At 36.5% G+C, this 19,360-nt stretch carries 18 protein-coding genes; 7 read left to right on the plus strand and 11 right to left on the minus strand.

From position 1 onward, the window contains the following. Window positions 1-355: 355 nt before the first annotated feature. The gene (locus F7731_RS20285) at window positions 356-994 is read right to left on the minus strand and encodes a class I SAM-dependent methyltransferase (protein WP_151536623.1); all 639 of its coding nucleotides are present in this window, start codon (window positions 992-994) and stop codon (window positions 356-358) included. Window positions 995-1,188: 194 nt separating this feature from the next. On the opposite strand from F7731_RS20285, the gene F7731_RS20290 reads away from it, so the two are divergent. Further along, window positions 1,189-1,704: an undecaprenyl-diphosphatase gene (locus F7731_RS20290; protein ID WP_151536624.1), complete on the plus strand. Its 516-nt coding sequence runs from the start codon at window positions 1,189-1,191 to the stop codon at window positions 1,702-1,704. A 55-nt stretch (window positions 1,705-1,759) separates the two neighbouring features. Here F7731_RS20290 and F7731_RS20295 read toward each other — a convergent pair whose 3' ends face one another. Next, window positions 1,760-2,113 carry a hypothetical protein gene (locus F7731_RS20295; RefSeq protein ID WP_151536625.1) on the minus strand — a complete coding sequence of 118 codons (354 nt, stop codon included), beginning with the start codon at window positions 2,111-2,113 and terminating at the stop codon, window positions 1,760-1,762. A 354-nt stretch (window positions 2,114-2,467) separates the two neighbouring features. On the opposite strand from F7731_RS20295, the gene F7731_RS20300 reads away from it, so the two are divergent. Then, window positions 2,468-2,647 carry a small acid-soluble spore protein H gene (locus F7731_RS20300; protein ID WP_151536626.1) on the plus strand — a complete coding sequence of 60 codons (180 nt, stop codon included), beginning with the start codon at window positions 2,468-2,470 and terminating at the stop codon, window positions 2,645-2,647. 8 nt (window positions 2,648-2,655) lie between these two features. Here the strand turns inward: F7731_RS20300 and F7731_RS20305 are convergent, their stop codons facing one another. The 4 genes from F7731_RS20305 to F7731_RS20320 form a co-directional block, all read right to left on the minus strand. Beyond that, the gene (locus tag F7731_RS20305; RefSeq protein WP_151536627.1) at window positions 2,656-3,507 is read right to left on the minus strand and encodes a chemotaxis protein; all 852 of its coding nucleotides are present in this window, start codon (window positions 3,505-3,507) and stop codon (window positions 2,656-2,658) included. 178 nt (window positions 3,508-3,685) lie between these two features. Continuing rightward, window positions 3,686-4,111 (minus strand): DoxX family protein, encoded by a 426-nt coding sequence (locus tag F7731_RS20310; protein WP_151536628.1) that lies wholly within the window; start codon window positions 4,109-4,111, stop codon window positions 3,686-3,688. Window positions 4,112-4,181: 70 nt separating this feature from the next. Further along, on the minus strand, window positions 4,182-4,964 hold the full coding sequence (locus F7731_RS20315) for a dioxygenase family protein (protein WP_151536629.1): 783 nt from the start codon (window positions 4,962-4,964) through the stop codon (window positions 4,182-4,184). 24 nt (window positions 4,965-4,988) lie between these two features. After that, a complete protein-coding gene (locus F7731_RS20320) occupies window positions 4,989-5,633 on the minus strand; it encodes an alpha/beta hydrolase (RefSeq protein ID WP_151536630.1) in 645 nt (214 codons plus the stop codon). Between the two features lie 238 nt (window positions 5,634-5,871). Between F7731_RS20320 and F7731_RS20325 the strand changes: the two genes are divergently transcribed. Continuing rightward, window positions 5,872-6,411, plus strand: coding sequence for a helix-turn-helix domain-containing protein (locus F7731_RS20325; protein ID WP_151536730.1), 540 nt, complete (start codon window positions 5,872-5,874; stop codon window positions 6,409-6,411). Between the two features lie 139 nt (window positions 6,412-6,550). On the opposite strand, the gene F7731_RS20330 is transcribed toward F7731_RS20325, so the two are convergent. Further along, window positions 6,551-7,675 (minus strand): NAD(P)/FAD-dependent oxidoreductase, encoded by a 1,125-nt coding sequence (locus tag F7731_RS20330; protein ID WP_151536631.1) that lies wholly within the window; start codon window positions 7,673-7,675, stop codon window positions 6,551-6,553. A 172-nt stretch (window positions 7,676-7,847) separates the two neighbouring features. On the opposite strand from F7731_RS20330, the gene F7731_RS20335 reads away from it, so the two are divergent. Genes F7731_RS20335 through F7731_RS20345 form a run of 3 tightly spaced genes read left to right on the plus strand, consistent with a single transcriptional unit; the run spans window position 7,848 to window position 11,724 of the window. Continuing rightward, window positions 7,848-9,431, plus strand: a complete 1,584-nt coding sequence (locus F7731_RS20335) for a spore germination protein (protein ID WP_151536632.1) — start codon at window positions 7,848-7,850, stop codon at window positions 9,429-9,431. Beyond that, on the plus strand, window positions 9,428-10,624 hold the full coding sequence (locus F7731_RS20340) for a Ger(x)C family spore germination protein (RefSeq protein ID WP_151536633.1): 1,197 nt from the start codon (window positions 9,428-9,430) through the stop codon (window positions 10,622-10,624). The genes F7731_RS20335 and F7731_RS20340 overlap by 4 nt, the downstream gene beginning before the upstream one ends. Beyond that, window positions 10,621-11,724, plus strand: coding sequence for a GerAB/ArcD/ProY family transporter (locus F7731_RS20345; RefSeq protein ID WP_151536634.1), 1,104 nt, complete (start codon window positions 10,621-10,623; stop codon window positions 11,722-11,724). The genes F7731_RS20340 and F7731_RS20345 overlap by 4 nt, the downstream gene beginning before the upstream one ends. A 125-nt stretch (window positions 11,725-11,849) precedes the next feature. Here F7731_RS20345 and F7731_RS20350 read toward each other — a convergent pair whose 3' ends face one another. After that, window positions 11,850-12,641, minus strand: a complete 792-nt coding sequence (locus tag F7731_RS20350; protein WP_151536635.1) for an HAD family hydrolase — start codon at window positions 12,639-12,641, stop codon at window positions 11,850-11,852. Window positions 12,642-12,841: 200 nt separating this feature from the next. Here F7731_RS20350 and F7731_RS20355 point away from each other — a divergent pair, with 200 nt between their 5' ends. Beyond that, window positions 12,842-13,615 (plus strand): hypothetical protein, encoded by a 774-nt coding sequence (locus tag F7731_RS20355; protein ID WP_246197343.1) that lies wholly within the window; start codon window positions 12,842-12,844, stop codon window positions 13,613-13,615. A gap of 138 nt (window positions 13,616-13,753) precedes the next feature. Here F7731_RS20355 and F7731_RS20360 read toward each other — a convergent pair whose 3' ends face one another. From F7731_RS20360 to F7731_RS20370, 3 genes are all read right to left on the minus strand, one after another. Then, entirely contained in the window at window positions 13,754-15,169 is a 1,416-nt protein-coding gene (locus tag F7731_RS20360) for a purine-cytosine permease family protein (RefSeq protein WP_151536637.1), read from the minus strand. A 65-nt stretch (window positions 15,170-15,234) separates the two neighbouring features. Continuing rightward, window positions 15,235-17,214 carry a hydantoinase B/oxoprolinase family protein gene (locus tag F7731_RS20365; RefSeq protein WP_151536638.1) on the minus strand — a complete coding sequence of 660 codons (1,980 nt, stop codon included), beginning with the start codon at window positions 17,212-17,214 and terminating at the stop codon, window positions 15,235-15,237. Between the two features lie 16 nt (window positions 17,215-17,230). After that, window positions 17,231-19,258 carry a hydantoinase/oxoprolinase family protein gene (locus F7731_RS20370; RefSeq protein ID WP_151536639.1) on the minus strand — a complete coding sequence of 676 codons (2,028 nt, stop codon included), beginning with the start codon at window positions 19,256-19,258 and terminating at the stop codon, window positions 17,231-17,233. Between the last annotated feature and the right edge of the window lie 102 nt (window positions 19,259-19,360).

Genomic DNA, 19,360 nt, shown 5'->3' on the forward strand with positions numbered 1-19,360 from the left:
GAAAGAAGAACATCGGAAAGCCGTATGAGGGAAAACTTCACGTACGGTTTGATGAGGGGAAACTGAAAGTAAAAGAGATAGCGTAAGCTATCCCTATGAAATCAGTTTTCTACTCTACTAAGAGAATCTTGAGCAACAGAGCTAATAAAAATAGTGGTTCGATCCATTAAGGTTTATTCCTCCTATCTTGGAGTTTTCTATATTATAACACATTGAAGGAACGTTTGTTCTGAAAAAAGTCCATTTGCTTTCTATACTAAAGAAAGAAAATGGATGTCATTGTGCTGCATAAAATTCTTCTGAATCTTTTTATTGGGGCGAAAAGGAAAGAGGAGAAAACTAATTTATTTCAATTTTATCGTTTCACAGCATTCATAATCCAAACAAAATCATTGCAACGATGAAAAGTTACAAAAAAACCATTCTCTTCAAGTATCCTTTGTAAATATGGGATCGTTGAATAATATTCTGTTTGCAAATCCTCCGCTAATGCAAGGAAATTTGCTGCCTTAGCATTTTGTATAGCTTGTTCATACTCAATATTTGAGGGATACATTGTATCTGCAAAAACAATTTTTCCACCAGTCTTTAATATGTTCGAATAAATAGAGATCGCTTTTGCTTTCTCCTCATCTGTTAAATGATGAAATGCATAAGTACTAACTATTGTATCCACTGGTGCAATTGAAGGAAAATCTAATAAGTCGCCATCAAGAATGCTTGCTTTTCCGCTTAATTTTTCAAGAGCAATTTCTCTCATTGCATGTGATGGTTCAATAGCAGTAACCAAGCGCCCCTTTTCAACAAGCTTTTCTGTTAAGTTTCCGGTACCTGCGCCAAATTCTAATACATGACCAAATGAAAGATCAGCAACCTGCTCTAGTATTGTTTGATATCCTTTAAAAACTTCGCGATATTCAAGATCAACGCCCTTCACAGTTTCGTCATAGGAAGTTGCCCATTTCTCAAATACTTCTAGAAATTCTCTGCCCATGTTCATCACCTTTTGTTTTAAAGTGTATAATTCTTATGTGTATAATATGAATTAAAACCAAATAAGTTCTTCTTAATACTATTACAGCAGAGATAACTTGTAGTAGAGGATAGGTTTTGTCTCCTTCCAGTCTTACATATTTTTTTATGATAAGGGAATTTTAACAGTATCAAGCATTTAAGGAGATACGCTTTATGGACTACAAGATGTTTAAGGCAATCAATCAGCTTTCTGGACGTTGTTTACTAATTGATTTTCTAATGATATTAATATCTAACAGAATTCGTTATGTATTTATTTTTGTTTTAATTTACATGTGGTTCAGAAATAATTCAAATAAAATAGCGTCTCGGAATGCGGTGATATCTGCAGGGATTACTTTAGTAATGAACTTATTGATAAAGCTGTTTTATTATAAACCACGACCATTTATAAAGCGGCGGGTTGGTATCCTTATTCCCTCAAAAATGGATTCATCATTTCCAAGCAAGCATACTCTACTAATGTTTGCTGTCTCTACTTCTATTTTTCTTTATGAACGTTTTATTGGATCAATCTTGTGGGTTTTATCTATTTTGACAGGCTTTTCAAGAATATGGGTAGGCCATCATTATCCTTCCGATATTATTGGAAGTGCCTTTATTGGCAGCATAACGAGCATCCTATATGATAAAACAGCACGTTGTGTAAATTACATTTCCCGTCAATAATTCATTTTGGATTTGAACATCAAAATGCCCACATTTAAGTGGGCATATATATTTACTATTTGTTTGTTAATGAATTATTACCAGGTGCTAATTCTTTTGCAAACTCTGCTAAAACAGCATCAGGAATTTGTCCCTTAAATTGGGTTTGGACATTGTTCATTACATTTTGTAATGGTTTCATCATATTATTGTTCATTACATTTTGTAACGGTTTCATCATATTATTGTTCATTACATTTTGTAATGAATTCATCATTTTATTATTTCGATTCCTATTTAATCCAATTGCTGCAGCACTAACACCTAACCCCAGCAATGTTGCCCAAATCATTCCACGGTTGCTTCTTCTTCTGCCAAATACATTTTGTAACATCCTTGTATTTAAAAGCGCTGTCATCCAATTATTCAAATTTAAGCACTCCTCTACAGTGATTTTGAAAAGCAAAATAATCGCTTCTCATTTTTATTTTGTTCTTTATGATGATTGATAATGCTGGTAATGCTTTGATTTCATGTAAACTTCTGATAACTCTGCTATAAGAAACTCATTCATCATTATTTAATCTTTTTACGTCAGAAGCGACGCATCTCAATAATTTTATAAATTTAATTCCGAAAATACGAAAAGGCAACGTCAATTGGAAAGTTGCCTAAATTTACGATTTTCTTTATTTGTTAATTGTTCAATGCCATAACTCAAAGAATATTTAAAGAATTTTATGTAAACATTATAACTGTGATTAAATTGTAGGAGGTCATTTAAATGAACAAACTTCGTGCACAAGAAATTGCTGCTTCTCCAGATATGGCTAATGTTACATATAATGGAGTTCCGGTCTACATTCAAAAAGTAGATGAAAATAATGAAACTGCGCGAATCTTTCCTCTCGATCAACCTGAAAAGGAACAAGAGGTCTCATTATCTCTTTTATTGGAGCAATGATTTCATTGTCAAATATTGTTTATGTGCTTCCATACTCTAAATAAGCCATCGACGATTGGAATAAGTACATCTTTATCATTTAAATATCCGGTATGTGATAATGGATTCCAATTCACAAGCATACCGCCTGCATTAATTTCCCGATCCTCGGAAACTGCCCTTTCATATTCAGGACTTATTTTCTTTAAAGGATAACCCAATAGATCATGTCGGTCATAAAAATTAATCCATTCCCCTTTTAGTCCTGGGAAGAATTCTTCAATTTTGGGTGATGGAATATGAATGGGTCGATCAAACTTGTCATAGCGGAGACTCCAAAACGGCAAGGTCGTTCCCATTGAATAAAATAATGCCAAAGAGTCTCCTTTTTCTAAAGGAGATTTATCATTAAGGGAAAGCCTAATATTGTTTTTGTTCATTTGTAAATCATAAAAATAATTGCTGGCAATTACTGTGCCAAGACTATGGGAAATCAAGCATAATGGCGCATCAGAACCTGCTTTTTGGGCAAGCCCTTCGAGAGCCTCCCCCATTTTTTTATGGACAAGGTGATAGTTATGATTCGTTGTCTCTACTGGCTGATAAGCAATCGCATCTGCCAGATAATGAATGATAAATCTTCGAAGCCATTTATAATGAAGATTTTCTTCAAGAACTAAACGCTTATATAAGTCATCCTCACCGCTCTCAAATACTTTTGCCCAATAGACCGATTCAATGATTAGTGGAGTATCGGTTTGATCTACGAAAGGCTGGGCTTTGTCACAAAACATTTGCTGAAGTTTTGCCGCCATCTTTTCAGCATAATCTTCCTTTTGGTTTCCCATTCCATGGATAATGGCAACAGCTACTTGCTTCAATATAGTCTTCCCTCCTTATCAATAAGTAAAGTTATATATAATACTACTTCAATTTAGTAATTGTTCAAAGCTTTATAGTGTTACGGTTATACTTTATTTCGTATCTAAACAAGTAAAAAAGCATTACTCCAAATAGAAGTAATGCATAAAACTTAAATATTCATGTTTATTTTTAACATTAAGCTGTAGTGGAATTTTGATTCTTCGCTTTGAAAAGAATCTGATCTACTGCTAATAGCTTGCTGCCGTTGATTGCAATAAAAATGGCAATTGCTAGGAAAGCTAGATCTAGTTCATATCCCGCCATTTGTCCATTACCTAAAAAGCCAACAGCTAATTTTACTTTTAAGATCGCGCCAATCATTACTAGAGCTAGTAACGCTGAAACAATTCTACTGCCTAATCCAATAATTAATGCAATTCCACCAACAACTTCAATTAGAGCTACGCCATAAGCCATAAATCCTGGTAAACCGATGCTTTCAAACCAGCCCACGATATTTTCAATTCCACCTTGGAATTTAACTAATCCATGGATGAAGAAAGTGATTCCTAAAATTACACGTAAAATCAATGTTCCTGCTTCATATTTCATATTTTTCATACCTCCGAATAATAATTGCTTTTTCTAAAAAAACGATTTTTTTTGAATATTCTTATATGTGGGTGGCTCCTTATCCAAATTGCCAAACACTGTGACTAAGGTTTCCATAACGATAACTACGGTGGATTAATTTAGCAGATTTTTCGTTGTCAGCTGCCCCCATTGCGTAGAAAATGGGAATAAAGTGTTCATTCCCATAGGGCGGCACTGCCAGGCTTGCATTTGGAGCCAATGAATCATACTTAAACAGTGATTCTAGATCCCAATTTTTTAAACGAATGGCTAGCCATTCATCAAATCCGAGTGCCCATTGATCGACTACACTGTCACCTTGGACCATCTTTACGGCACTTAGGTTATGAACTGTTCCTCCGCTGCCAATTATCAATACATCTTTTTTCCTTAATTCAGATAATGATTTGCCGACCTTATATTGCTCCTCCGGTGTTATATTCGGATTCACAGACATTGAGATGACTGGAATATCCGCATCAGGATAAAGCAGTCTTAGAACGACCCAAGCTCCATGATCCAAGCCGCGTTCTGTTTCAACTTCAAATGGTATCCCCTTGTTAATAAACAATTCTTCAATTTCTTTTGCAATCTCCTTGTCTCCATTAGCCGGATATTGAATGCGGTAAAGACTTTCAGGGAAACCGCCAAAATCATAGATTGTTCTATACTGATCGACATCACTGACTTTTTGAACAGATGATTCCCAATGAGCTGAAAATAAAACAACTGCTTTCGGTTTAGGTAATGTGCGGCCTAAAGAATGTAAAAACTGTGTATACTCATTATCTTCAATTGCTAGTAAAGGTGCTCCATGTGCGATAAAAAAAGATGGTAACATGTTATTCCTCCTCTATTGTCATTATTAATTCTCTAAATCATCAAGTAACCACGTAATAAAATCTTGTTGGTTTCCTAAAGAAACTGTATGACCTTCTTGATAAGTACGAAAGGTTACATTTGCGGCTTTCTCCTGGTAGTATTGATTACTTTCTACACCCCACTCATATGGAAGAATAGAATCAAATTCTCCGTGAGAAATAAAAACGGAAAGCTGGTCTACTGGCTTATTGCTGGATTCTTCTTTAATGAACTCTGGGATGTATCCGCTCAGAGCAACAATTCCTTTTATGTGATTACCCAATGTCAATCCGAGTGTCTTAGCAAGGATTGCTCCCTGGCTAAAGCCGAGTAAGTAAAGGTTGCCAGTATCTATTGGGTATTTGTCAGTAGCGAAATCAATAAAGCTTGTAAGTTTTCTAATGCTTTGATCAAATATTTCTCTATGTGGTTTCCCATATCCTTGAATTGTAAAAAACGCATAGCCTGGCGGCTGCGGAAGATGACCGCGAATACTGAAAATAAAGAAACGGCTTTCCAATCCATCTACGAGTGATAGCATGTTTTGTTCATTACTTCCGATTCCATGCATAAGAAATAAAGCTGGATATGTTTGATCGGTCTCAACTTGTGCTGGTCTCCGAAGTTCGTAAATCATAGGTGCATTCATTTGTTCATCATCCTTTCATTTATTTTCTTTTCTAATTGTATATAGTTAATAACTCCCGATATTTTTATAAGAATAAAAGATTCATATTAGAAAACAAATGAACAAAAAATAATACACAAAGTTTCTCTTTATGAATATTTGTTGTTTATAAGATAACAATTTTTAATATCGATTGTCAATCATTTATTTGCTAATATATAATTAAGTTGTCTATTAGGAAACATTTGAGGTGGTTAAACTGGATATTGGAGCAAAAATTCGAGCAATACGAAAAAGAAAAAAAATCACCATTGCACAAATGTGTGAAGCAACAGGCCTTTCAAAGGGATTCATTAGCAATGTCGAAAACAATAACACTTCCCCATCTATTAATACGCTGCAAACTATCAGCAGTTTTTTAGGAGTTCCTTTACCTTATTTATTATTAGAAAAACAGCAGCATATGCGAGTCGTTAGAAAAAATGAAAGAACATATTCTTCATATAATAATTTAAAGATTGAGCATCTAACTTCTAAAGGCGGATTAAGAATGATGATCGTAGAATTCCCTTCAGGTGCTTCGATGGGAGATCCAAATGTGCATGAAGGCGAAGAATGCCATTTAGTATTGGAAGGAAGAGTTCTGGCTGAACAGGGAGAAGACTCTATTATAATTGAGGAAGGTGATTCTTTTAGCTGGCATGCTAGCGTTCCCCATTTAGTGAAGAATATCGGGGATGGAAAAGCTGTTGTGCTGATCACTATTCATTCAGATACCGAACTTCATGATTTAATGTAATTGCAGTACTAATTTTACGCTTCATATTGTATTTCGATATGGGAAAAGGCAACAGTCATAATGTTCTGTTGCCTTCTATGTGTATCCCACTCGGCAGTACACTGACATGATTACCGATTAGGTGCCTATTCAGTTAGACTTACTTCAATGATTCTATAGCTCCAGCTACATCATAAAGAGAAATGTCAATTTCTAACGGTTTACCAAGTGCGAGCTTTGCTAGTTCAGCACCTAAATACGGCCCAACTGTTAAGCCTGATGCACCTAATCCATTAGCAATTAACAGACTTTCATAGCCCGGAACTGCTCCTATCACCGGAAGAAATCCTGGTGTGAATGGACGAAAACCAACTCTTGTTTCAAGAACCTCGCTATCGCTTAATCCCGGTGCAACGGCTATCGCTTTACTGTATATTTCATTAAGCCCGCCTGCAGTCACTCGAGTATCAAAGCCTTTATCATCTTCATGTGTAGCTCCAATTACCACTCTTCCTCCAGCAAAGGCTAAAATATATTGGTTATTCGGTGGCATGATGACAGGCCATTCACTTGTATCTGTTTCTCCCATATGGAGATGAACAATTTGTGCTTTTTGGGGAGAAACTAAAAAATTTATACCTAGCGGCAGCAATAATTCGTTGGCCCATGCACCTGCTGTTACAATAACCTGATCGGCAAGATATGCTTCTCCATTGACCTTTATACCTGTTACTTTATTTTCATTAAATATTAAAGCTGCGTTTCCATATATAAGGGTAGCACCATGCTTTTCGGCGCCCCTAATTAGTGATTGGCAGAGAGCTCTCCCATTTACCCGAGCCGCACCGCTAATATGAACCGAAGAATACTCCTCAGCTAAAGGAGGAAATTTCTCTCTTGACTCTTCATTAGATAATCTTGTAATTTCCCCTATTTCAGAAGCGTCCTCTAACCTTTTGAACGCTCTTTCTTCCATCTTTTCCAGTTTAATTTCATCTGTATGTATGCTAATAGCCCCTACCTTTTTGTAGCCAGTTTCTGTTTCTCCATCTTCCTCTAATTGACTAATTAAAGAAGAATAATATTTTGCTCCTCCTTTTGCCAGCTTGTACCAAGCTTGATTTCGACGTTGTGTGAGCCATGGGCAAACGATTCCAGCAGCGGCAACTGTAGCTTGTCCGCGATCTTGACGATCAATAATCATTACTTTAGCGCCGGTTTTAGTAAGATGATAGGCTGTTGATGCACCTAATATTCCTGCTCCAATAACAATATAAGTTTTCATGTTTTCACCTAAATCCTTCAGTTATACTCCATCTTATTTTAAACGTCCTAATAATAAATGAACAGCTTTGACTATTTATGATTTTTAATATTTATGAGAGTTGCAAAAAAAGTATAAAAAACACCTTACTTGGAAAAATATTCACAAGTATCCAGTAGGAGGATTCTTTAGTATGAGCCCCTTTAATAAACGCAAAAAACTATTTGACTTTAAAAAGTCGAGTTCTCACCTTTCGCCTAATCAAGAAGTTGAAGCTCTTAGTGGCTCACTTGAGCAAAATGAAGAAATGTTAAAGGGGCTCTTTCAAAACTGTTCTGATTTTGTTATTCGCCCCATCTTTGAAAACGGAAAAAAGAAAATGCTGTTGTTTTATATAGATGGTTTAGTTGATACAAAAACCCTTGATGATGTTTTTTTAAAGAACATCCTATTTGAGGGTCTTCCTAATGGTTTAAGCGAAGTTCATTCACTAAGGCAAATGTTAGAAGAAAAGCTCATTGCTATTTCCCAAATGAAGACTGTTTCAAAGATTACCGAACTTGTAGATGGAATATTAAAAGCAAATATCGGGTTTTTGGTAGAGGGTGAACAGAATTCCATTATTGTAGATATGAAAGGTTTTGAAAAAAGAAGTATTGAAGAGCCGCAAACAGAAGTCAGTTTACGTGGACCAAGAGACGGGTTTACAGAAGTAATACGAACAAATACTGCCCTTTTACGGAGAAGAATTAGAAGCACAAAACTTAAATTTGAACCGTTCACTATCGGAGAATTTTCTCAAACAGATGTGGCTATTTCCTATATTGAAGGGATTGCAGCTGAATCTGTTTTGAGAGAAGTTCGCATCCGATTAGAGCGCATACAAATTGACGGCATTTTAGAATCTGAGTTTATTGAGGAATTCATTGAGGACTTTCCTTTTTCCCCATTCCCACAAATACAAAATACAGAAAGACCGGATATTGTTGCAGCGAGTCTTTTAGAAGGAAAAATCGCAATTTTCGTAGATAATACTCCTTTTGTTCTATTAATTCCTATGACATTTTGGAGTGGTTTACAAGCTGTTGAGGATTATTACGAACGTTTTATTTATACTACCTTCATACGGATTATTCGCTTTATTTTATTGAATGTTTCACAATTTTTACCTTCTGTTTATGTCGCACTTACAACCTATCATCCTGAGCTTATTCCGACTAACCTGCTCATTAGTGTTGCCGCTGCACGAGAAGGAGTTCCCTTTCCAGCCATTATTGAAGCGTTAATTATGGAAGTCGTGTTTGAAGGCCTTCGTGAAGCGGGGATACGGTTGCCTAGAGCTGTCGGTTCGGCGGTAAGTATTGTTGGGGCGCTCGTCATAGGACAAGCGGCAGTGCAGGCTGGTATTGTTTCTGCACCGATGGTTATTGTTGTTGCAGCAACTGGTATTTCATCGTTTGCTATACCGCGCTACAATTTTGGAACCGCTTTTCGGATGATCCGGTTTGTCTTGTTAATTTTAGCTGGGATTTTTGGTTTGTATGGGATTGTTTTCGGCTTTATTGCCCTTACGATTCATCTTGTTAATCTTCGCTCCTTTGGAGTTCCTTATTTCAGCCCGGTTGCTCCTCAGATTCCGTCTGGTTTAAAGGATGTTATCGTAAGAGTGCCTAAATGGGTTTATAACTACCGTCCTCCCTTTACCTCTGGCTGGAATAAAAAACGGATACCAAAAGGGCAAAAACCTAGTTCAAAGCAAGGTAGGGAAAATAAATGAGCAGAAGGAGCATTTTTTGTTATGTATTTTGCTTTTGCATAATTTTTACAACGGGTTGTTGGGACCGCAAAGAATTAAATGATAGAGCTATTTGGCTTGCAACTGGATTTGATTTTGATGAAAAAAAAGACCTTCAATTTAGCGGGCAAATTGTGGTTCCCTCCTTGATGCAATCCCAAAATGGAGGTGGCGGAGCTGCAAAAGAGTTTTTAACCATATCATCTAATGGAAAAAATGTGAATGATTCTATGCAAAACATTCAGGAGAAATTATCAAGAAAAGAATTTTCAGGCCAGAGGCGGGTCGTTTTTTTTGGTGAAGAATTTGCTAAACATGGGATAAAAAATCACCTCGATGTAAATAGCCGCAGTCATGAAGTCAGTATACGGACCGATGTATTTGTTGTAAAAGAAGGTACAGCAAAAGAAGCGCTTAATCTGAATTACCCGTTAGAAAAACCGCCAGCTACAGCAACAATTAAAGCGCATAAAGAGGCTGGAGGAAGAGGCGATAAAGCTTTTTTGAATTTCCTGATTGCTGCTAACAGCGACGGTATTCGTCCAACCTTGCCTGTCGTTGAAATGGGGAATTTTGATGATGGAGAAAATAAGGGACAGGAAAGTTCCTCCAAGTCAATATTGCGATTAGCAGGACTTGCGATTTTTAATGAGGAGCTTGAATTAATCGGATATTTAAACAATCAAGAAAATAGACACTTTCTTTGGGTTATGGGGAATTTAAAAAACATGACTATTTCGGCGCCTGTAAAGGATGGGAGTGCAAGTTTGAATTTAACAAAATTAAAAAGTGATATTGTACCAGAAATAAGCAGAAATAAAAAACTAAGATTTGTCGTAAAGCTGACAGGAGAAGGATCTCTCCTTGAAAATAATTCGAATTTAGACCTAGTGGAGCCGAAGAATATTAAGGATATGCAAAGGAAATTTGAGAAAAGGGTCAAAAAACAAATTCACAAAACAATTACAAAAGCTCAAAAAGAGTACGGCGAAGATATCTTTGGGTTCGGTGAGACCATTCGTAAAAAGCATCCTGGGCAGTGGAAATCATTGAATAAGGAATGGGACAATCTTTTTTCAGAAGCTGAAGTGTCTGTGCAAGTAAATTTGAAAATAAAACGGATTGGCATGACTGGACCATCCTTATTGTATAAAGAAAGTGAGATCAAAAAATGAAAATTAGTGGTTTGCAAATCTTTTGGCTGATGTTCACTTTCGAAACAGGCAATATGCTCCTGCTTACCGTTGGACCACCAATTATTGTTGCCAAACAAGACGCATGGATTTCCTCTTTAATTGCTATTTTCTTTGGAATTGCGGTTGTTTTTGCTGCAACAAAAGTGGGTCTTTTTTTTCCAAACAAAACGTTGGTTGAATTCACTAAACTTATTTTGGGTAAGTGGCTTGGAACGATTATCATCTTTTTTTATTTTATCCAATGGTATTCTGTTATCGGTACCATTTTAGGAGAATTTGCAGAATTCACCATTACTATATTACTGCCTACAACACCATCATGGATATTGATTTTGACAATGCTGTTGTTAATGATCTATGTAACCTATACCGGAGGAATAGAAGGAATCGCACGTTGCAGCGAGGTATTTGGACCAATGGTTTTACTTATGGTCGTTCTATTAGTGATTCTATCGCTACCAAACATGGAGTTCGATAGAATTTTACCTATTTATTCAGAAACTGGGTTCCGGGAGATTTTAAAGGGTTCTTTTTCTCCACTTTCATTTTTGGGAGAATCAGTAATAATGATGATGATGATTTCGTTCATGGATCAACCTAAGCAAGGTCCATTAAAAGCAATATGGGGAATAGCCCTATCAGGATTTTTAGTAAGTACAGTCATCATTAGTGTATTAACGATATTCGGACCTGAGGTAGCAAGTAAATTTTTGTTTCCAGCTTTTGAAACGATCCGCTTTATCAATGTGATGAACTTCATCCAAAATTTAGAGATTATTGCTGTTTTAGTATGGATACTTAGTGCATTTATCAAGGTATCCTTGTATTTTTTTTCAGCGAGTTATGGGACAGCACAAATTCTCAAATTAAAAGATTGGCGAAAAATGATTTGGTTTGTTGCGATAATTACATTTTTAATCGCTATTTTACAGCCAACCACCAAATTATTTGGCACAGAATATGTAAATGAGTATTGGGTTAAATATGTTCTGCCTATTAATATGATTGGATTTCCATTGTTGTTATTGATAGTTGGCAGTATTCGAAATCGTACTGCTGCATCAAAAAATGGATCATAATAATCAAAAGTCAAAGATGAAAAAAGTGCTGAATTTCTTCTTAATCTTAAGAGAATTCAGCACTTCATTAAGTAAACAAAAAGATTGGTTCTTTATCATAACAATTATTGAAAAATGACTCTTTGTTATATATTTTTTAACTCATCTATTATATGATAAAGCTCCTCCAAATGCTTGATTTCGTATGTAGGAATAATTTCATTCCGTTTATTTTCATTTCGATTAATCCATACCGATTTAATTCCAGCTCGATTTGCGCCAAGAATATCGGTCATTAAGTTATCTCCAACCATCATCACTTCATCCTTATGTAATCCCACTTGCGAAAGTGCATGTTCAAAAATGGACGGATCTGGCTTCCCCTTTCCGAAATCACCCGAAATAACAATATGATCAAAATATGGAGCAATCTCTGGTGTAATCGTCAGTTTCGTCTTTTGTAAATCGGGTGAACCGTTTGTTAATAATAAAAGCTTGTATTTCCCCTTTAATGCATCGAGAACTTGGAAGGTCTCCTCATATACAAAAGGATTTTTTCTTCGTTCTTCAGGAAAGCGTTCGGCCAATACAAATCCGAATCCTGGATCGTCAATTCCCATTTTTTTGAGTCCTAATGTCCAAGCATCTTTTCGATAGGATGGCACGATTTCATTCATTAGCCTAAAATCATCGTGCTCGTCTAAAAAATTTCCCCATAGTCCTTCAAATGGATTGATCCCAATCATTTGTGTTAAAGGATATGTTTGATAGGAAGCATATAAATTTCTTGCTTCCTCACGAACCGCTTCCTCAAATTGGACTGGATCCAAACCATATCGTTCTTCCGCAACTTTACATGTTGCGCAAAACGCTTCTTTTACACTTTTTTGGTCCCATAGTAAGGTATCATCTAAATCAAAAAAAATCGCTTTTATCATTATGATCCTCTCTTTATGTTAATATTTGTTAGTATTAGTTTAACATGTAATTTCATATAAGAATATCATTCTATCTCAACTAAGGCTTCGTCTATGCTCACTTTCACTGAATACACATTTAAAGTTGAGATTAAATGACATTAATGATAATCTAACCGTGGCAGTTACATATTAATTCAAAGAAGAAAGGATGAGGAATATTGTCAGCCGCTTCATCTCAATTAAACGAAGTTACTTTCCTGCCTCCTAAAGGAAGCTATGAAACATTTACTGATGAGGGCCATTACGCTGAAAAAGTCAGAGAATGGGGTCTATCAACGACAAAAGAAGTGAAAAAGCAATTTCTATATAAGGAGAAAAACCTTCAATATACCGTCACTGTAAAAGGCTATGAAGTATATGAAAAAAATCCTGAAATAAACACAATTGTTATAGAATTTCAAGATGGGAATCTATGCTGCATCCATCCTGCCTATCTGAAAGAAATGCAGGCTTCAAGCTTTGGAAAAGGCAGTTTTTCAGATGCTGCTGAATCTTCGCCGTCTCCTAGTAACGAGAAAGAAAAGACAGAAATGCATCCGGCAGAGGATAAAGTCCCTGAATCACCAAAGGAGCCAAGCAAGAAAAAAGAAAAACCAGTCAAACTTGAGCTCCCGGAAGAAAAGGTCCATTTTACAGCGTCCGTTAAACAATTTTCTTTAAGCTGGAATAATTTTAATGAAGAAAATGATGAAGTGATTATCCTTGAAAACCTGGTCATCCAGCTAGAAAACCCTATTGAGGTCGGACTTTCATGGTGCTCACATTCAAAGACTTTGAAAAAATTTGAGCTTTCCCCTGGTGATATACTTGAATTTGACGGGAAAATTGTAAAAAAGAAATTGCCAAAAGGAAAAGATGTGGAAGAGCAATTTATAGTTGCTGATCCTGTTTTATATAAAATTAATAACCCTTCTAAAATTAAGAAAGGCTAAAAGGACGAAATTCCGTTCTTTTAGCCTTTTTGTTAGTTTGGAGAATATTTTGTATATATTGAAATTGGTGATATAAAATACTTCGTTTCTTTTTCTATTAATCTTATTAATAATTAGATGAATACAATATACTATTTTTTAGCTAATGAATTCATTGGCTGAAACATCATCAGCTTCTTTCTTACTGTAATATTTGCCTTTAGTTGTTAAAGCTAAAACAATTGTAAGCACAAAAGCGATGATTGCAGCGAAAAATGCAGCTACATTTTGTAAAAAGACGCCTAAATATCCGAAAGCGGCAATTGAACCAATTACACTAGATACAATGATTGAAATAACTCCAACAGGATTCCACGCATATAGATATTCTTGGCGATGTTCAAAATAATTTGGACCAATTTTTAATATTTTCTTCACTACGACCGCATCACATACTAATATCGCTGCCCAAGATAAAAGAAAAACTCCTTGGAAGGTTAGTAGATTTCCGATATGATCTAATACTCCACCTAGCATTAATATAATTGCAGCAATCGATGTAAACACAACCCAGAATGTTCTCCCAGGTTTAAATTTAAATACGTTTTCAAAGAAGCTTGCCAATGACAATGATCCACTATATAAGTTGGTAATATTGATCCTAATTTGAGTTAAAATTGTAAATAATGCCCCACCAATACCCAAAATTTGAACAAAGTATATTCCTGGGTTTACTTCTGCCATTCGAACTCCAAACCATATACCAATGATTCCCATGATTAAGAAGCAAACTAGTTGAGGGATAAATCCGACAGCAAATACGCCAATTTTAAATTCTTCTTTTTTAATAAATCTTGCATAGTCTGACACGAGTAGAGCCATGATTCCGACTAAACCATTCATGATTCCAATACATGCAAATAGGGCTGCCCCACCTACTTCGGATCCTTGTGGTAAATAGGTCCATACATTCCCAGCAATTTTTGGAGTGATCTTAAAGGCAAGAAAGAAGCCGGTACCTAGTAAAATAATAAAAATTGGCAAAGACCATTTTTGCAGCTTATCTAACTGTTTAATTCCAAACCAATTGAGAGGAACAACTAGCAACCCAAAGATTACCATAAGCGCCCAAACTGGAATGCTTGGCAAATACTCATGTACTGCAAATGCCATGATGGCTCCCTCAATAGCACAGTACATGATGAAATTCAAAGCATATATGAGGGAGGTTATGGATGCCCCTATATAACCAAAACCCCCACCCCTTGCCAATAAATTAACGTTTAATCCTGATTTAGCAGCATAATAACAAATTCCGATACCTAATGCACCAGCAACAACTGTTGCATAAATTTCTGCTATCAGTGCATTGATAGACCCAAAGTTAACTGCCATTAAGCTTCCCATTTGCATGAAGATCATAGCTGTTGCCACTCCGAGAGTTACATTGGTGATGCTTTTCCAACCCATTGTCCTACCTTCAAGTGGGACCTTTTCAAGTGCAAAGTCATCCTTTTTTACTTCTTTACTAGACTCCTCATCTGTAAAAACATTCGGTTTTGAAATCTCAGCCATTTGTTCATCCCCTTTTTTATATTTATTTTAATAACAAGGGCCGAATTGACCCTTGTTTTTTAAAATTAATTCCAATAAGCTAACGAACGTCTTTTCATCGATTCTCTAAATTGTTCTGTTGATTTTAATAATACTTTATTGGTTGAATAATCAATGATCACACCAAACTTTCGAATGACATCTAATTTATCAATCTCATTGTTATTAAATTTTTCCTCAACAGTGAACGGGTCTATCTCTAACCACCGTTTCCGATGTTTTCGAATATAATTTCTTTCAAATTCAGTCTCTTCGAAATCAATTTCAAATAGATCTAGATCTCTGTCTATTTCTCTAATCACAACCCCATAATCTATTTTTGCTCTCTCAATTGAGACGTAGTCATCAATTACATCTTCTAAAACAGCTAATGGATCTCTCTCAAGTGGATCCCCCAATCCCCCTCCACCTGCAGAAGGTCTAATAAAGGAGTCGCCGCTCTTCACTTTCACATTAGAAAAAATAGCACCTAAATATTGTTCATCCTCTTTCCCAGGGTTTAGCCATGCTCCGTGTGGATAGGATGGCAATCCTCCAAATATCCCCCATGTTACAGAACGGGAACGATCACAACAATAAGACATGACTGAGTTATTTATTTTTGAAAGCACCCCACCTTTTTCTACACCACATCCGCCTCGGTATTTTCCAGGTCCTGCCGAATCAGTGATGATTTGATGTTTCGTCGTAATAACAGGTGATAGTCTTTCTTGACCTTCGCATGGTTGTACACTTAAACCGACACCAAACACTGGTGAAGTAGCGTTTGCTCCATCTCGATCATTACGCCCCCCGTGGCCGCCTGCCATCCAGTCATACCACATAAAGTAGCTATTTTGATTCGACCTTTGATCATTCCCGCCAATTAATAAGTATTCTAAGTTGAAGGAACAGGCGATAGCTCTTTCAGGCATAATATTTGACCATAATTCAAAGCAAGCATTCATGATCTTTTCATAAGTGCCTGAACAGAACCCTGTTACAGCAATTGGAGCAGGGGCATTTACAACCGAGTTTTCAGGTAATTTAACTTTAACTACTCGATAAAAACCTGAATTTAAAGGAATTTCAGGGAAAAAGGTTTTTGTTCCTGCATAGGTTGCCGATAATGATCCACCAAAACCTGAATTTAAAAAACAGCTAATATACTGATGTGAACCACTAAGATCATATAAAATTTCATCGTCGGAAATAGTCATCTTCACATGTATAGGAATTAGACCATCGCCTAATTCTGGGTCCATATCGATATAATCAACGGTTTGCCAGGTCCCTTTTGGTAATGTTGAAATTTTAACTTTTGCCAACCGTTCTACATAATCTTGAACTTCTTCAAAGGCGATTAGTGTTTTTTCAATGCCGTATTTGGCAACGATTTCGAGCAATTGAGTTTGCCCTACTTTTGCAGCCTCTACTTGTGCCCTTAGATCCCCGCTTCTCTCTTCAGGAACACGCATATTGGAAGCAAGTACGTTGACGACATCCTTTAAATAAGTCCCTTTACTATAAATTCTTACTGGAGGAATTCGAATTCCTTCACCATAATGCTCTTTTGCGTTTATATCAAAAGAGCCTGGAGTGGATCCACCCATATCTGCCCAATGTCCATTCGTCTGCATTAACGCTATTAATTCCCCATCATAAAACACAGGTAATACAACACGAGTATCATTAAAATGAGTTCCGCCTCGGTATGGGTCGTTTACTAAGAAAACATCACCTGGATGTATGTCATCCTTAAAATCTTCTAAAACGGCTTTTGCTGTTAAATGTAATGTTCCTACATGAACCGAAATATCTTGTGTCCCTTGCATAACCGTATTTCCTTCAGCATCACATAATGCACAGCTGAAATCTCGATTATAAATGACAAATGAATAACAGGTTCTTAAAATTTGTTCCGCCATTTGGTCAACTAGGTTGACGAAACCATTTTTCAACACCTCAAATGTAACAGGATCTAAGCGATTACCATGAGCCTGTTCTGTAAAATGATTTAAACTCATTGCCTTTCACCTCTTTTTATTTATTTATCGTAAGAATCAAATTTCTATATTCATCAACAAATGCGGTGAAGTCTGGTGGTATCACTGTTGTTGCATCAAGCTGATCAACAATCGCTGGACCTTGAATTTCTGAGAATACTGGGATTTTTTCTCGGTCAAATACTTTTGTGTGAACAAATTTATTATCAAAATAGACATCTCGTACTTCTTTGAGAGCATCATCGAGACGACCAGATGGCCCATACTTTGGAAATTCTGGTTTTGGCACAGTTCCCAATGCAGTTACTCGTAAACCGTATATCTCAACGGATTGCATCCGATCCGAAAAGGCAAATTCACGTTCATGTTCTTGATGGAAGGCTTCTAATGCATCATCTAATGTATGCGCTTTCAAATTAATCGGTATTGCTAATGATCTCCATTGTCCGCTATACCTCATATCTAAAAAGCTCATGAGTGTAGAGTTTTCTTCTGCAACACCTTCTTCTTCTAACAACTCCACAGCCTCTTTTTCCATTTTTGAAAACTCTAAATCTAGTTCTTTCATTGTGACATGACTAAAATTCTTGACAAATGTTTTTGATATGTCATGACGTACATCGACTAGTAGACACCCCATTGCTGCTGCGACTCCAGGATGTGGTGGAATGATCACTGTCGGAATTTCCATTTCTTTTGCTAAATATGCTCCATGTAATGGACCTGCCCCGCCAAAAGCAACAAGAGCAAATTCCCGCGGGTCATAGCCCCGTCTTACTGAGATTAAGCGTAGAGCATCACACATATTTGCATTCGCAACTTCAATAATGGCATTAGCAGCTTCAACGGTTGAAAAATTAAACTCTTTTGCTATTTTTTCAACAGCTTCCATTGCTTTCTCTTTATCTAGCTGCATATTACCATCTAATAGATTGATTCCAAGGCGGCCAAGAACTAAGTTTGCATCCGAGTTCGTTGGTTCCTCGCCCCCACCTTGATAACAAGCGGGACCTGGGATAGCCCCCGCACTTTGCGGGCCATTTCTTAATGAACCACCATCATCCTTCCAAGCTATGCTGCCTCCGCCTGCACCGATGGTTAATATTTCTATACTTGGAAAGCCAATTGGGTAACCATATTCGATATACCAATCTTTCGTGATTCGAATGTCACCATTATGCATGAGGGAGATATCTGTACTCGTACCTCCCATATCAAGTCCAATAGCGTTATTAAATCCACACAGCTTAGCAATATGTTTACTTGCAATTGCTCCCGCAGCAATACCAGAGCTAGCAACTCTTGCAGCAAATCGTGGAACTGTACTAGAGGTCATTACCCCACCTCCAGAGTGGAGAACGAGTATATCATCTTCATAGCCCTTTTGCTTCATTTCTTCTTCTAACGTATAAATATATTTGCTAATTATCGGCCCTAAAACAGCATTAATAATTGTTGTACTCATACGCTCATGTTCAAAAATTTCTGGTAAAACTTCACTCGAGATGCAAACATAAACGTTTGGCATCTCCTCTTGAAAAATCTCTTTTACCTTTCTCTCATTCTCTCCATTTACATAGGAGTTCATGAAACAAACGGCAATCGATTCTGTTCCTCGTTTATTTAATCTCCTTGCAAGCTGACGTACCTCTTCTTCGTCAATGTCTAGTAATATACTTCCGTTATAATCAATTCTTTCACTCACTTCGAAACGGTCACGTCTTTGGATATATGGTTTTGCTGTATCTTTGTACGCATCCCATAAGTCTTGTTTTGTTCCCCTGCGTATCTCTGGAACATCACGAAACCCTTTTGTAGTAATTAATGCTGTCTTAGGAAGCTTCCTTTCTATTAAAGCGTTAGTACCAACAGTGGTTCCATGAGAGAACATCTTTATGTTTTCTCCTTTTAATTGGGCTTTTTCAATCCCATTAAGTATTCCGCGCTCAGGATTCGATGGTGTAGAGGAAGTTTTCGTAACAAAAATTTCTCCTGTTTTTTCATCAAAACTAAATACATCTGTAAATGTTCCACCTACATCGATTGCGAGTCTGGTCTGTTTCATAGTGATTTACCCCCTTAACCAATTGGAAATTACTTATCGATATCTATTTTTAATATTGATAATATTCAGTATATTTTATATAGATATTATTAATCAAGTAAA

Origin of the sequence: Cytobacillus depressus (assembly GCF_008923245.1) — a bacterium.
Classification (GTDB): domain Bacteria; phylum Bacillota; class Bacilli; order Bacillales; family Cytobacillaceae; genus Cytobacillus; species Cytobacillus depressus.

What these genes read in the sequence shown, in the direction of transcription:
- F7731_RS20290 (WP_151536624.1), top strand. Translation starts at nt 1,189, where the DNA reads ATGGACTACAAGATGTTTAAGGCAATCAATCAGCTTTCTGGACGTTGT.
- F7731_RS20335 (WP_151536632.1), top strand. Translation starts at nt 7,848, where the DNA reads ATGAGCCCCTTTAATAAACGCAAAAAACTATTTGACTTTAAAAAGTCG.
- F7731_RS20340 (WP_151536633.1), top strand. Translation starts at nt 9,428, where the DNA reads ATGAGCAGAAGGAGCATTTTTTGTTATGTATTTTGCTTTTGCATAATT.
- F7731_RS20330 (WP_151536631.1), bottom strand. Translation starts at nt 7,675, where the DNA reads ATGAAAACTTATATTGTTATTGGAGCAGGAATATTAGGTGCATCAACA.
- F7731_RS20300 (WP_151536626.1), top strand. Translation starts at nt 2,468, where the DNA reads ATGAACAAACTTCGTGCACAAGAAATTGCTGCTTCTCCAGATATGGCT.
- F7731_RS20320 (WP_151536630.1), bottom strand. Translation starts at nt 5,633, where the DNA reads ATGAATGCACCTATGATTTACGAACTTCGGAGACCAGCACAAGTTGAG.
- F7731_RS20315 (WP_151536629.1), bottom strand. Translation starts at nt 4,964, where the DNA reads ATGTTACCATCTTTTTTTATCGCACATGGAGCACCTTTACTAGCAATT.
- F7731_RS20285 (WP_151536623.1), bottom strand. Translation starts at nt 994, where the DNA reads ATGGGCAGAGAATTTCTAGAAGTATTTGAGAAATGGGCAACTTCCTAT.
- F7731_RS20360 (WP_151536637.1), bottom strand. Translation starts at nt 15,169, where the DNA reads ATGGCTGAGATTTCAAAACCGAATGTTTTTACAGATGAGGAGTCTAGT.
- F7731_RS20370 (WP_151536639.1), bottom strand. Translation starts at nt 19,258, where the DNA reads ATGAAACAGACCAGACTCGCAATCGATGTAGGTGGAACATTTACAGAT.
- F7731_RS20345 (WP_151536634.1), top strand. Translation starts at nt 10,621, where the DNA reads ATGAAAATTAGTGGTTTGCAAATCTTTTGGCTGATGTTCACTTTCGAA.
- F7731_RS20350 (WP_151536635.1), bottom strand. Translation starts at nt 12,641, where the DNA reads ATGATAAAAGCGATTTTTTTTGATTTAGATGATACCTTACTATGGGAC.
- F7731_RS20310 (WP_151536628.1), bottom strand. Translation starts at nt 4,111, where the DNA reads ATGAAAAATATGAAATATGAAGCAGGAACATTGATTTTACGTGTAATT.
- F7731_RS20365 (WP_151536638.1), bottom strand. Translation starts at nt 17,214, where the DNA reads ATGAGTTTAAATCATTTTACAGAACAGGCTCATGGTAATCGCTTAGAT.